Origin of the sequence: Streptosporangium sp. NPDC051023, assembly GCF_040689595.1 — a bacterium.
Classification (GTDB): Bacteria; Actinomycetota; Actinomycetes; order Streptosporangiales; family Streptosporangiaceae; genus Streptosporangium.
On the sequence record NZ_JBFBCE010000002.1, the window covers coordinates 196,604 to 209,489 of the forward strand.

Annotated in this window: 11 protein-coding genes; 5 read left to right on the top strand and 6 right to left on the bottom strand. The window is 70.4% G+C overall.

The features are described 5' to 3' along the window. Positions 1–18 precede the first annotated feature (18 nt). Positions 19–705, top strand: a complete 687-nt coding sequence (locus AB0395_RS02380) for a ScbR family autoregulator-binding transcription factor (protein WP_366276172.1) — start codon at positions 19–21, stop codon at positions 703–705. Here AB0395_RS02380 and AB0395_RS02385 read toward each other — a convergent pair. Beyond that, positions 690–1,451, bottom strand: a complete 762-nt coding sequence (locus AB0395_RS02385) for a glucose 1-dehydrogenase (RefSeq protein ID WP_366276173.1) — start codon at positions 1,449–1,451, stop codon at positions 690–692. The two genes, AB0395_RS02380 and AB0395_RS02385, sit on opposite strands and share 16 nt — an antisense overlap. A gap of 103 nt (positions 1,452–1,554) precedes the next feature. Beyond that, the gene (locus tag AB0395_RS02390) at positions 1,555–3,204 is read right to left on the bottom strand and encodes an FAD-dependent oxidoreductase (protein WP_366276175.1); all 1,650 of its coding nucleotides are present in this window, start codon (positions 3,202–3,204) and stop codon (positions 1,555–1,557) included. Between the two features lie 252 nt (positions 3,205–3,456). Between AB0395_RS02390 and AB0395_RS02395 the strand changes: the two genes are divergently transcribed. Then, on the top strand, positions 3,457–4,968 hold the full coding sequence (locus AB0395_RS02395) for an ATP-binding protein (RefSeq protein WP_366276177.1): 1,512 nt from the start codon (positions 3,457–3,459) through the stop codon (positions 4,966–4,968). Here AB0395_RS02395 and AB0395_RS02400 read toward each other — a convergent pair. From AB0395_RS02400 to AB0395_RS02415, 4 genes are read right to left on the bottom strand one after another with little or no spacing between them, the layout of a single operon-like run. After that, a complete protein-coding gene (locus AB0395_RS02400; RefSeq protein WP_366276179.1) occupies positions 4,928–6,181 on the bottom strand; it encodes a low temperature requirement protein A in 1,254 nt (417 codons plus the stop codon). The genes AB0395_RS02395 and AB0395_RS02400 overlap by 41 nt on opposite strands. Before the next feature lie 48 nt (positions 6,182–6,229). Further along, positions 6,230–6,955: an SDR family oxidoreductase gene (locus AB0395_RS02405; protein ID WP_366276180.1), complete on the bottom strand. Its 726-nt coding sequence runs from the start codon at positions 6,953–6,955 to the stop codon at positions 6,230–6,232. A 6-nt stretch (positions 6,956–6,961) separates the two neighbouring features. Next, positions 6,962–8,416 (bottom strand): GMC oxidoreductase, encoded by a 1,455-nt coding sequence (locus tag AB0395_RS02410; RefSeq protein WP_366276181.1) that lies wholly within the window; start codon positions 8,414–8,416, stop codon positions 6,962–6,964. Further along, positions 8,403–9,443: an ankyrin repeat domain-containing protein gene (locus tag AB0395_RS02415; RefSeq protein ID WP_366276182.1), complete on the bottom strand. Its 1,041-nt coding sequence runs from the start codon at positions 9,441–9,443 to the stop codon at positions 8,403–8,405. The genes AB0395_RS02410 and AB0395_RS02415 overlap by 14 nt, the downstream gene beginning before the upstream one ends. A gap of 275 nt (positions 9,444–9,718) precedes the next feature. On the opposite strand from AB0395_RS02415, the gene AB0395_RS02420 reads away from it, so the two are divergent. Genes AB0395_RS02420 through AB0395_RS02430 form a run of 3 tightly spaced genes read left to right on the top strand, consistent with a single transcriptional unit; the run spans position 9,719 to position 12,886 of the window. Further along, the gene (locus AB0395_RS02420) at positions 9,719–10,429 is read left to right on the top strand and encodes an EthD domain-containing protein (protein ID WP_366276184.1); all 711 of its coding nucleotides are present in this window, start codon (positions 9,719–9,721) and stop codon (positions 10,427–10,429) included. Next, positions 10,426–11,250 (top strand): type 1 glutamine amidotransferase domain-containing protein, encoded by an 825-nt coding sequence (locus AB0395_RS02425; protein WP_366276185.1) that lies wholly within the window; start codon positions 10,426–10,428, stop codon positions 11,248–11,250. Before AB0395_RS02420 ends, AB0395_RS02425 begins: the two co-directional genes overlap by 4 nt. A 4-nt stretch (positions 11,251–11,254) precedes the next feature. Next, on the top strand, positions 11,255–12,886 hold the full coding sequence (locus AB0395_RS02430) for a thiamine pyrophosphate-binding protein (RefSeq protein ID WP_366276186.1): 1,632 nt from the start codon (positions 11,255–11,257) through the stop codon (positions 12,884–12,886).

Below are 12,886 nucleotides of genomic sequence, written 5' to 3' on the forward strand. Positions count from 1 at the left end.
GGAGGAACTGCTTCCGTAATGGTGAAACAGGAACGCGCGCGAGTGACCAGGCAGCGGATCCTTGAAGGCGCGGCCGAGGTGTTCGAGGAGTACGGCTACGCAGCCACGACGATGGCGGTGATCCTCGAGCGTTGTGGGGTGACGAAAGGGGCGCTCTACTTCCATTTCTCCTCGAAGGAGGAGCTGGCCAGAGCGATCCTCGGAGCCGACGAGACGCTACTGGCCTCACTGGTCTCCGGTGAGACGACTCCTCTCCAGGCCCTCATCGACGCCAGCCACGGGTTCGCCGCCGAGTTGCAGAACAATGTCATCACCAGGGCGAGCGTGCGGTTGGCGATCGAGTACGGCACCTTCTCCAAGGACAACTTCACCACCCACGTGCTGTGGCAGGGCGGCGCGAGGGAGTTGCTGGTGAGAGCCCAGCGGGAGGGTGACCTGCGCCCCGAGATCGACGTCGACGCGGTGGCCGGGACCGTGGTCGCGGCCTTCACGGGTGCTCAGATCGTGTCGCAGGCGACGACGGGCAGGCGTGACCTGCGCCAGAGGCTCACCGACTTCTGGAGCCTGCTGCTGCCCGGGATGGTGCCGGACGACCGGACCTCCCGGTTCGATCCCGCCGGGACCTCCGCCGGTCCCGAGGGAGCCTCAGCGAGGTCCGAGAACGTTCCAAAAGGCTCCGTCGAGGATGGCTACACCAGGGTGTAACCGCCGTCCACGGGCAGGGTCACGCCGGTTACGAAGGAGGCTCGGTCGCTGGCCAGCCAGGCGGCTGCCTCGGCGACCTCCTCCGGTTCGGCGGTCCTGCCCTGTGGGGTCATCGCGTGCAGTGTCTCCTCCATTCCAGGGCGCAGGGCGAACCACGCCTCCAGCATCTCCGACCTGGTGGTCCCGGGTGCGATCGCGTTGACCCGGATGTGGTGCTTGGCGTACTCGGCCGCGGTGGCCCTCGTGATCCCGACGACCGCGTGCTTGGAGATCACGTACGGTGAGGCAACCGGGGTGGCGACCAGTCCGCCGACGCTGCTGGTGTTCACGATCGAGCCGCCGCCGGTGGTCAGCATCTGGCATATCTGGCTGCGCATGCAGTACCAGACCCCGCGCAGGTTGACGTCGACGATCGCGTCGAACACCGTGTCGTCGATCAGGTGCATGGGGGAGCGCTCGGCGGCGAGTCCCGCGTTGTTGAACCCGACGTCGAGCCGCCCGAACGTCCTGACGGCCGTGGAGACGGCCCGGTCGACCTCCTCGGGGCGGGTCACGTCGGCCACCGAATAGGCAGCCTCGAAACCCTTTCCCCGTAATTCGTCGACCAGGTCGCTCAATTCCCGTTCCCGCCGTGCGGTGAGAACGACCGCCGCGCCTTCACGGGCGAATACCCGTGCCGCCGCGGCGCCGATTCCGCTGCTGGCCCCGGTAATAAGGGCCACCTTTCCCGATAGAATTCCCGACATGTATATATTGTCACCACATCGCCTTTGGTCTGGCAATATGCATCTCGGTTAAGTTGTGTGAATTATTGGGGGTTGGACTGTTTTATGTGTTCTTTCTCGGGCTTTAAGTTCCGCTGCGATAACGGTGTATGAGGGCCACGGCCATCGCGCCCTCGCCGACCCCGGACGCGACCCGCTTGACCGAGCGGGAGCGGACATCGCCGGCCGCGAAGACGCCCGGCACGCTGGTCTCCAGAAGGTACGGCTCGCGCTCCAGGCTCCAGGCCTCAGCGGGCACGTCGGAGCCGGTCAGCACGAAGCCGTGCTCGTCGCGCGCCACCACGCCGTCGAGCCACCCGGTGCGGGGCCGGGCGCCGATGAAGGTGAAGACGAAGGCGGCCGGCTCCTCGGCCGTCTCACCGGTGGCCGCGTCGGCGAGCGTGATGCGCTCAAGGCGCTCCTGCCCGGAGAACTCGACCACCCGCGTCCGCAGCCGCACCTCGATGGCGGGGGTCCTGCGGATCTCGTCCACGAGGTACTGGGACATTCCCGCCTCAAGGGAGTCCGACCTGATCAGCATGGTGACCTTGTGCGCGTACTTGGCGAAGTGCAGCGCCGCCTGCCCGGCCGAGTTGGCGCCCCCGATGACGTGGACGTGCTGCGAGGCGCATGCCTGGCTCTCGGTCATGGCGGCGCCGTAGTACAGGCCCGCGCCCGCGAAGCGGTCGGCGCCGGGGACGTCCAGCCGGTTGTAGGACACTCCCATGGACAGCAGCACCACCTCTGCGCTGATCTCGGTGCCGTCGGCCAGTGTGATGACACGCGCAGGATCCGCCCTGCGCAGACCGGTGACCTCGACCGGATACAGCAGCTCGGCCCCGAACCTACGGACCTGCGAGACCGCCCTGCGGGCCAGGTCGCTGCCGGCGAGCCCGGTGGGGAACCCCAGGTAGTTCTCGATCAGGCTGGAGGTGCCCGCCTGTCCGCCCGGCACGTCCGAGTCGACCATCAGGGTCGAAAGCCCCTCGGAGGCCGAGTAGACGCCCGCAGCCAGCCCGGCGGGGCCCGCCCCGATGATGACGGACTCGTAGTGCGGGCGCGTCGCGGACGTCGGCAGCCCGAGCCGCTCGACGAGCTGGACGCTGGTCGGCGCGGCCAGGTGGTCGCCCTCGGCGAACAGCACCAGGGGCAGGGCGTCCCGCCGTCCCTCGGCGAGCCGCTGGGCCTCCGAGTCGAGATCGACGTCCAGGAACCGGAACGGCTGCTCGTTGCGCGTCAGGAAGTCCCTGACGGCGTGGGTGGCTGGGGAGACCGGTATGCCGATGACCTTGATGCCCTGGTAGGCGGGCCGATGGGAGGCCGTCCAGTCGGACAGCAGGTCGTCGAGCACGGGGAAGAGGCGTTCCTGCGGTGGGTCCCAGGGCTTCATCAGGTAGTGGTGGAGCCTGACCCGGTTGATCGCGGTGATCGCGGCGTCGGTGTCCGCGTACCCGGTGAGGAGCACTCGCCTGGCGTCCGGGAAGCGCGCCCCGGCCTCCAGCAGGAACTCGACGCCGGCCATCTCCGGCATCCGCTGGTCGACGAGGAACAGCGCGGGATCCTCGCCGCGTTCGTCCAGCGCGTCGAGGATCTCCAGCCCCTCCTTGCCGGAGGAGGCACCCAGGATCCGGTAGCTCCCGGAATAGGTGCTGCGCAGGTCGCGCCGGACGGCCCTGAGCACCTGGGGATCGTCGTCGACCGCGAGGATCACCGGTTTGCCGATTCCTTCGCTCACGTGTGCGTGACCTCCTCGTTCACCTACGGGGACCAGACCATGACGGTCTCCGAAACCAAGGCCTGCTCATGTTGGGACCCTCATCGTAGGTACGGGCTCCGATCCGCGGTCGGGAACCTGATTTAGTTCGGCGAATCCGCCGTGCGCGGGTCCCGGACGCCCCCCGCACCCGACAAAGTGCGACCGGATGCTTTGACCGCGGGATCGGCCGATGCGACGCTCCGTTCCACCTGAGGTGAGAGGAGCCGACCCATGGGCGCGAACCGCCTGCTCGAAGAGGAACTCCGGGCGCATCCGCTCTTCGGCGGACTGACCGGGGAGCAGTACAGCTGGCTCGCGGAGGCGGGGCGCCCCCGCGAGCTGATCGACGGTGAGGTGCTCTTCTCCGAGGGAGCGCCCGCGCGCTTCTTCGTGGTCCTGCTCGACGGCGAGTTGCTCATCTCCAAGGAGGTCGACGACCGGGACGAGGTGCTCGCCCGGCACTCGACCAGGCCGGACGCGGAGACCCGTGCCTCGCTCGCGCACACGTTCACCGGAGAGCTGTGCGTGCTGGCCGGCGACGCCTACCTGGCCACGGCCGCCTCGGTCGGCGACAGCCGTGTCGCCCTCTACGACAGGGACGTCTTCCTGCAGATGCTGGTACGCGTCCCGCAGGTTTCTGAACTGGTCGTCCCCGTCCTGGCGCTCCGCGCCCAGGACATGATCGTGAGCGGGGGGAGACGCTCGACGCTGGCCTCGCTGGGCACCCTGGCGGCCGGCATCGCCCACGAGCTGAACAACCCCGTCTCCGCCGTGACCCGGGCGATCGGCGAGCTCGACGCCGCCGTTGCCGGGCTGGAGGCGGCGGCCGAGACCTGGGGCGAGACGGCGCAGGAGGCGGAGCGCGAGGCCGTACAGGCCGCCCGGCGGGACTGGCTCGCCCACCCGCGCGGTTCGGGACCTGGCGACGCGCTACAGGTGAGCCTGCTGGAGGAGGAACTCCAGGACTGGCTGGAGGATCACGGGCTCGCCGACGGGGCGCCCCTGGCCGCGCTGCTGGCCGAACGCGGCCTGGACGTGGAGTGGCTGGAGGACCTGGCGCGGCCGTTGCGGGCCGACCGCCTCCCCATCGCGTTGAGCTACCTGTCGGAGAGCTTCCGGGTCCGCTCGTGCGTCGTGGACGTACGGGACGCGGGCACCCGGATCTCCGCGATCGTCAGGAACACCAAGGAGTACACCAACCTGGACCGGGCCCCGGAGACCGACGTCGACGTGCGTGAGGGCCTGGAGTCGACGCTGGCGATGCTGCGGCCGAAGCTGGCGGGCGTCACGATCGTCCGCGACTACGCCCAGCCGCTGCCGCGCGTGCCGGGCCATCCGACCGAGCTCAACCAGGTGTGGACCAACCTGATCGACAACGCCGCCGGGGCGATGGGCGGGAGCGGGGATCTGCGGGTCAGCGTGCGCGGCGAGGGCGGCTGCGTCCTGGTTGAGGTCGCCGACACCGGTCCGGGAATCGACCCCGAGGTGCTCCCGAGGGTGTTCGAGCCGTTCTTCACCACCAAGGACATCGGCTCGGGCACCGGGCTCGGCCTGCACCTGTCCCACCGGATCGTCACCAAGTTGCACCGTGGGTCCATCACGGTCTGCTCGCGGCCGGGCGACACCCGCTTCCAGGTGAGGCTGCCCGGGGCACCCGTGGCGACCACGGGAGCCCCGGAGACGACGGCCGGGGACGCCGCGGCTACACCCGGTCCGGATCGTCCAGTTGTGGCCGGTTCCTGACCTCCGCCCAGGTGAGCAGGGCCAGCAGGCCCGCGAGGACGGCGATCCCCACGGGCGGGGACAGGGCGGGCGACAGGAGACCGAGCAGCAGCACGCTCACCGCCGTCACGACGCGGGCCACGACGAGGCCCCTGCGCAGGGGGCGCCGGATCACCAGGTGCGCCGCGGTCGTCGCGAGCAGGAAGACGGCCACCCCGCCGGTCAGCGCGAGGCCCGCGGCCGCCGGGATGTGTCCGGCGTCGGCGTGCTCGATGAGGACCTCTGAGCCGACCGCGGTGGCCGCGAGCCCGGCGAAGATGAGCAGGTGGCCGTACCCGTAGGCGAAGCCCCGCACCAGGGACGACCGTCCGCTGGTGAGCGCGTTGATGATCACGCGATGGTCGACGTGCTCGAAGTAGACCCACCACAGGCACGCGACGATCACGAAGGAGAGGAACGCCACCGGAAGCGTCGCGGCGGTCCAGGTCGTACCCCTGGCACCCCAGGCGACGGCGATCACCGTCTCGCCGAGCACGATCAGGGTGAAGAGGCCGAGCCGTTCCGGCAGGTGGGAGGCGTGCGCGGGCGGGGAGTCGACCGACAGGTAGGCCACGAAGGGTGTGGCGATCTCCACCAGCAGCGCCAGCGCCCACAGCGCCAGGTGCCAGGGCGCGGGGACGGCCGTCGAGGCCAGCCAGAGGGCTCCGCCGCCGCCGAACCCCGACACGTAGACCCCGCACAACCTGCGGAGCGCGGTGTTCTGCGCCGCGCTCGCCGGGGCGTCCCCTGAGGGAGGCCGCGCCGGGCCCGCGGACGTGGCCCGGCGCGCGTAGCCGTACAGCCCGGCCAGGATGGCCTGGAGCACGGCGTTGGCCAGCGCGAAGCCGTGCGCCCCGTCGTGGCCGGCCTCGACGGGGGCGATGGCGACGCCGATCGTGCCCGCGAGCACCAGCGACCCGAACATGCCCGCCAGCAGGGCGATCCGGAAGTGCGTCGCGTCGGTCTCGAACAGGTCGGCGTAGTAGGCGAAGCTCATCCACATCCACCACACCGGGACGAACAGCGCGCAGAACACCAGGAGCCCGTGGAGGGTCAGGTCCTCGTGGAGCAGGCGCGCCAGCTCGGAGACGGCGACGACGAAGACCAGGTCGAAGAAGAGCTCCAGCCACGAGGGGTGCGTCGCCTCGGTGGAGCCAGCCAGGTGACGCAGGGCGGGGGAGCGGCTGGTGCTCACGGGCCTCCCAGGGCAGTACGGGCCGGGACGGTACGAATTCGGTGGCGATCAGGACAGTACGAGTTCGGCGGGCACCCGTCCAGCGGGCAGGTCGACCAGCCGGAGCACCGCCGCCGCGACGTCCTCCGGGCGGAGCATCGACGACCTGGGAGCCCAGGAGCGCGCCCAGTCGGCCATCGGCGTGTCCACCAGCTTCGGGCAGATCGCGCAGGCGGACACCCCGTCGGCCGCAAGCTCCTGCTGGATGGCGGCGGTGAAGCCGACCACGCCGAACTTGGCCGCGCAGTACAGGGAGAAGCCGGCGTCGGCGCGCTTGCCGGAGATCGAGGCGATGTTGGCGATGAGGGGCCGCCCGTCGCGCGCGGCCTTGCGCAGGTAGGGCAGCGCGGCCTGGCAGAACAGGATCGTGGCGCGCAGGTCGACGTCCAGCACCCCGGCCACGGTGGCCGCGTCGTAGGAGTCGAGTGGGCCTGCCGCCAGCACGCCCGCGCTGTTGACCAGCACGTCCAGCCGTCCCCATCGCTCGGCGTGCGCGGCGACCGCGGCGTGCGCGGCCGCCGGATCGGCGATGTCGGTCGCGACGGCGTGCACCGCCGCCTGCGTGCCGTGGCGCGCGGCCTCCGCGCCGAGCCGGTCGGCGGCGTTACGGAGCCTGGCCTCGTTCCTGCCGAGTATCGTCACCGCGAACCCGCGTGATACCAGCGCACCGGCGGACGCCAGGCCTATTCCGCTCGAACCGCCGGTCACGAGTGCTGCGTGCCTCGAGGAACTCATCGGTGTCTATCCCTCCACGATGTCGGGGACGATGGCGGCGAGCGCTCGCTCGGCGAGCGCGCCGATGGTCAGCGCGGGGTTGGTACACGCGGCACCGCCCCCCGGGATGAGGGCCCCGTCGACGACGTAGAGCCCCGGACAGCCGTTCACCCGGCCGTACCTGTCCGTCGCGATGCCCAGGGGGACGCCGCCGCAGGGGTGGCCGGTGAGGCTCGCGTCGACGGCCTCGATCGCCCCGGTGCCGAGCCGCCGCAGCGCCGCTCGCGCACCGTCGGCGATGACCGTGACGTCGGGGTCGTCGGCGGGCCAGGTCAGGTTCACCGAGTCGGTGCGCTCGTCGTAGGTGAAGAAGCCCTTGGCCGGGCCCAGGCCCATGCCGATGAGGCCCATGAACCCCTCAGGCATCTTCGCCTGGGGGATGGGCATGCAGGCCAGGGCGACGGGCGCCACCGGATTGTCGAGGTCCTCGAGTACGGCGCCCGCCGGGCCGCCCTCACCCGGGCCCGTCGGAGGCAGGCCGCTCCTGATGATCACCAGGTCGCCGTTCGCGCCCCAGCGCGTGCCCACCGAGTCGGCCAGCTTGGGCAGCGCGCCGGTCTCCCTGGCCCGGACGAGGAGCCGGGTGGTCGCGACCGAGCCCGCGGCGAGGAAGAGGTGCCGGGTACGGATCTCCTGGCGGGCGAGCACGCGGCCGTTGTCGTCGAGCTCGTCGACGGAGACCACGTAGCCGTCGCCGTCCTCCCGCACGCCGGTGACCAGGTGCAGCGCCAGCACCTCGACCTTGCCGGTGGCCTCGGCCAGCGGGAGGTAGGTGCGGTCGAGGCTGCGCTTGGCGCCGCTGTTGGAGCCGTACCAGACCTGGCCCGCGATCAGCGAGGCGGGGACGTCCCCGGCGAGCTCGGCGCGGATGACGTCCCAGTCGAGCCCCTGCTCGAACAGACGCGCCTGCATCCCGGCCGCGGCGGCCTCCTCGAGCAACACCCGCTGGCCCCGGTAACGCTCGTGGGCGAGCACGTCCGCGGGCATGGTGGAGACCCCGACGGTCCGGCGGACCTGCGGGTACCACAGGTCGTCCAGCTCGTCGTAGTCGAGCCACGCGGGGAAGACCCGGGCGAACAAGTCCCGTCTCGGCTGGTACAGCACGGTGTTGTAGACCAGGGAGCCGCCGCCGACGCCGGCGCCGGCGAGCACGTCCATGCCGGCGCCCCTGACACGTTCGAGCACCCCGGTGTACACGTCGATCGGCACGTCGTCCTGGGCGGGGGCGACGGTGACCGGGCTGAGCCAGGCGGCCCGCCCGTCGGGGGCGTCGTAGGTGGCGAAGGTGTCGTGCGTCTCGGTGACCGGCCAGCGGCGCCCGCGCTCCAGCACGATCGTCTGGACGCCGGCCTCGCCGAGCCGCAGCGCGGCGATCGCGCCGCCGAATCCGCTGCCGATGACCAAGGCCTCAGTGTCCCGCATTGCCGCCTCCCGCGATGAGCAGGGTGACCTCGTGGTCGGCTCCCAGGACCTCTTGTGCCAGGTCGAGGGGGGTCTTGCCGTCGTGGCCCGTCAGGTCGAGCGGTGCCCCCGCCTCGACCAGGATCCTGGCGCACTCGGCGTAGCCGTGCCAGATGGCGTCGTGGAGCGGGCTGTAGCCGTTGGTGCCGCCCTGGAAACCGAGGTTGATGCCCGGCCGGGCGACGAGCTCACGGGTGATGTCGGCGTGCCCGTTGTAGACCGCCTTGTGCAACGGGACGGCGCCGAACGTCGGTTCGACGGCGTTGACGTCGGCGCCCGCGGCGAGCAGTTCGCGGACGATCTCGGTGTGCCCGTCCCGGGAAGCCACGAGCAGGGCGGTGTGCGCGTCGTTGAACCCGTTGACCACCGGCCAGCGGGTGTCCACGGGGAACCCGGCGGCGAGCAGTTCGCGCACCGCGGCCACATCGCCCGCGGTCACGGCGTTCATGAGGGCGTGCTCGCGGGCAGCCGAATCGTCGGCCTCCTGCCGGGCCCGCAGGAGCTTGTCCGACTCGATGAGCCGTTCCTTGCCGAAGGTGTTGACGTTGAGCTCGTACTGGAAGTGCTCCTTCATCGAGAAGCCGTAGTGGGTGGACAGGTTCAGCCCGGCGCCGCGGTCGAGGAGCACCGCGACGATGTCCGGCCACTTGAACCACAGAGCGTCCATGAGGGGGGTGTGACCGGTCGTCGCCGCGACCGAGTCCACGAAGGCGCCGGCGTCGAGCAGGTCGCGCACCACCTCCGCGCTGCCGCCCTGGCAGGCCTTGTGCAGGGCGGTCGCCCCGGCCCTGGCGTCGGCGGTGAAGACGTCGGCTCCCGCGTCGAGCAGCGCGCGCACGGCGGGGGCGTCCGCCCGCCCTGCGGCGATCATGAGGACGTTGAGCCCGGTCCCGGGGTCGCGCTCGTTCGGGTCGGCGCCGGCTCGCAGCAGCTCGCGGATCTCTTCAACGGCGCCACGGTGCACCGCGGCGGTCAGATCGCCTTTCATGTGCCACCTTTCGGTAAGGCATTCGTTGAGGTGGACAGTAGGCCCGGTCGTCCCCCGTGGCCACAGGCGGCGGATTTTCCCCGGGCACTTTGTCAGTTGGCGCTCCGAGGCGGGAGAACAGCTGAGGATAAGCCGATATTTCGATAATTCCACGTGACTTGACTTAAATTCCGGATTCAAGGCGCTATGTCGAGAAGTAAATGCTTGTTCGTTGACCGCCGGAGAATTCCGCTGCGATCCTCCTTTGCAAGATCCTCTGCGAAAAAGGAGATCGCGTGATCCACCAGTTCATCCTGGCCGCCCCGAAGCCAGGCATGACCACCCAGGAGTTCCAGGACTACTGGGTCAACGTGCACGCGGTGAAGTTCGCCGCCAAAATCCCGCAGATCAGGCGCTACCTGATCGACTCCCGTATCCCGTTCGCCGGCGACCGCGGCCGGCCCTCGCTTCCCCACCAGGGGATCGCGGAGATCTGGCTGGCCAACGACGAGGAGCAACTCGCCTCGCTGCAGACCGAGGAGTTCCTCCACGGAGCCAGGCTCGACGAGCCCAACTGGGCCGCCTTCTGGGCCACCATCGTGATCGACACCGACGCGCACGAGATCGTCCCCGGCACGCGGCCTGCTGTCGCGGAACCGTCCTGGGTCAAGGTGACGACGCTGATCAAGCGCAGGCCGGGACTCACGCTCGCCGACTACCGCAGGCGGACGCTGGAGGAGTACGCCCCCGTGGTCAGCGGGCTGCCCGGTCTCCGCCGCCACCTGCACGCGCACACCAGGGACGGCTACTACACCTTTGGCGAGGCGAGCTTCGACAGCGTCGAGCAGATCTGGTTCGACGACGTCGCCGCCGCGGGCGAGGCGCTGGCCTCGCCGTACTTCGCCGAGAGGGTCGCTCCGGCGCTCGACGCGGTCGCCGACCCCGCGTACGTGTTCTCCCTGACCGCCAGGGAGAAGTGGATCATTGGCCCGCAGGAGGAGCGATGAGCAGGAAGATCCTGGTGATCCTGTCCGAGCACGGCTACTGGGGCGAGGAACTGCTCGGCCCGCTCACCCACTTCGACCAGCGGGGATACGAGGTCATCTTCGCCACGCCGACCGGCGGCCGGCCGCACGCCCTGCCGCCCAGCATGGACGCCGACTACGTCGACCCGCCGCTCGGCCGCTCGGTCACCACGCCCGAGGTGGCGAAGCTGACCCGCGAGCTCGACGAGTCGGACCGGCTGGACGCACCCCTCGACATCTCCGCCTGGGTACCGGAGCGCCCGTACGTCAGCGACGACGACTACCTGCGCGCCCTGGAGGCCTACAACAGGCAGCTCGACGAGCTCTCGGAGGCAGTCGCGGTCTACGACACGATCCTGATCGTCGGAGGCAGCGGCCCGATCGTCGACCTGGCCAACAACGAGCGCGTGCACGCGCTGATCCTGGCCTTCTTCAAGGCGGGCAAGCCGGTCGCCGCGGAGTGCTACGGCGTCGCGTGCCTGGCGTTCGCGCGGGACTGGGAGGACCGCAGGAGCATCATCTGGGGCAAGCACGTCACCGGCCACTGCAAGGAGTACGACTACAAGGACGGCACCGGTTTCCTCGGCACGGACTTCGTGATGGGGCCGCCGCCGTACCCGCTGGAGTACATCCTGCGTGACGCCACCGGACCCGAGGGCCGTTACCACGGCAACTTCGGCAGGGAGACCTCGGTCATCGTCGACTACCCGTTCATCACCGGCCGTTCGACGCCCGACTCCTTCCTCACCGGGCAGAAGATCGTCGAGACGCTCGAAAACGGTCTCCGCCGGTTCGGCTGGTGAGGCGATGATGGAGGCCAGACGCGGCAACGAGGCGATCATCGAGCAGTTCCTCGCCGACGGCATGACGCACATGTTCGGCAACCCGGGAACGGTCGAACAGGGATTCCTCGACGCACTGGAGAAGTACGAGGACTTCCGCTACGTCCTCACGCTGCAGGAGACGGTGGCGGTGGGCATCGCCGACGGCTACGCCCGCGCCACCGGCGGCCCCGGCCTGGTCCAGCTGCACAGCGGAGTCGGCCTCGGCAACGGGATCGGCATGCTGTACCAGGCCATGCGCGGTCACACGCCGCTGGTCGTGGTCGCCGGCGAGTCCGGCGTCCGCTACGAGGCGATGGACGCCCAGATGGCGGCCGACCTCGTCGCCATGGCCCGCCCGGTCACCAAGTACGCCACCCGGGTGACCGACTCGTCCTCCGTGCTGCGCGTGCTCCGGCGCGCCATCAAGATCGCGATGACGCCACCGCGCGGCCCGGTCTTCGTCGCGCTCCCCCTCGACGTGCTCGACCGGCCCAACGACGAGCCGGTCCTGCCGTCGGTGACGCCGCACACCGCGACGGCGCCGACCGCCGAGCTGGTGAGGTCGGCGGCGGCGTTGCTCGCGGGCGCCTCGGCGCCGCTGCTGCTGATCGGCGACGGGGTCGCCGCCTCCGGCGCCAACGCCGAGCTGACCCGGGTCGCGGAACTGCTCGGCGCGGACGTGTGGGGCGTGGAGATGTCGGAGGTCTCCTTCGACGGGCGCCACCACCTGTTCCGCGGGCAGCTCGGCCACATGTTCGGCGAGGTCAGCCGGGCCGTGGTGGAGAAGGCGGACGCCGTACTCGTCGTCGGGACCTACCTGTTCCCCGAGGTCTTCCCCGACCTCGTCTCCCCGTTCGGGCCGGACGCGCGGATCGTCCACGTCGACCTGAACGCCTACGAGATCGCCAAGAACCATCCGGTGACGCTGGGCCTGGTGGCCGACCCGAAGACCACCCTGGCCGCGCTCGGCGCGGAGCTCGAGGCGTCGATGACCAGGAGCGAGCGCGAGGCGGCGGCCCTGCGGCTGCGGCGCAGCAGTGAGCGGCCCCGTGGCGTCCCGGACGACGACTCGCTGCTGGCCGCCTTCGCCAGGCAGCTGGCCGAGCGCGCCCCCGAGGACCTGATGGTCTTCGACGAGAGCCTGACCGCGGCGGGCGTGCTGGGCGCGTACCTGCCGCCGAGGCTGCCCGGGCACTGGTTCCAGACCCGCGGGGGGTCGCTCGGGGTGGGAATCCCCGGCGCGATCGGCATGAAACTCGCCCACCCCGGCAAGACCGTCGTCGGCTTCACCGGTGACGGCGGAAGCATGTACACCATCCAGGCGCTGGCCACCGCCGCCCGCGAGGGCGTCGGCGCGAAGTTCGTCGTCTGCGACAACCGCGGCTATCGGCTGCTCGACCTCAACATCGAGCAGTACTGGCGTGAGCGGGACATCTCCCACCACGCCTACCCGCGCTCCTTCGACCTGACCCGCTTCGACCTCGGCTTCGTCGACATCGCCCGCGGGCTGGGTGTCGACGCGATGCGCGTGGAGAAGCACAGCCAGGTCGAGGAGGCCGTCGAGCGGCTCCTGCTCGACGACCGGCCCTTCCTCATAGACCTCATGACGGAGTGA

Bases quoted from the DNA above. Each gene is read 5' to 3' on its own strand.
- AB0395_RS02430 (WP_366276186.1), top strand. From the start codon at position 11,255: ATGATGGAGGCCAGACGCGGCAACGAGGCGATCATCGAGCAGTTCCTC.
- AB0395_RS02385 (WP_366276173.1), bottom strand. From the start codon at position 1,451: ATGTCGGGAATTCTATCGGGAAAGGTGGCCCTTATTACCGGGGCCAGC.
- AB0395_RS02380 (WP_366276172.1), top strand. From the start codon at position 19: ATGGTGAAACAGGAACGCGCGCGAGTGACCAGGCAGCGGATCCTTGAA.
- AB0395_RS02405 (WP_366276180.1), bottom strand. From the start codon at position 6,955: ATGAGTTCCTCGAGGCACGCAGCACTCGTGACCGGCGGTTCGAGCGGA.
- AB0395_RS02395 (WP_366276177.1), top strand. From the start codon at position 3,457: ATGGGCGCGAACCGCCTGCTCGAAGAGGAACTCCGGGCGCATCCGCTC.
- AB0395_RS02425 (WP_366276185.1), top strand. From the start codon at position 10,426: ATGAGCAGGAAGATCCTGGTGATCCTGTCCGAGCACGGCTACTGGGGC.
- AB0395_RS02415 (WP_366276182.1), bottom strand. From the start codon at position 9,443: ATGAAAGGCGATCTGACCGCCGCGGTGCACCGTGGCGCCGTTGAAGAG.
- AB0395_RS02410 (WP_366276181.1), bottom strand. From the start codon at position 8,416: ATGCGGGACACTGAGGCCTTGGTCATCGGCAGCGGATTCGGCGGCGCG.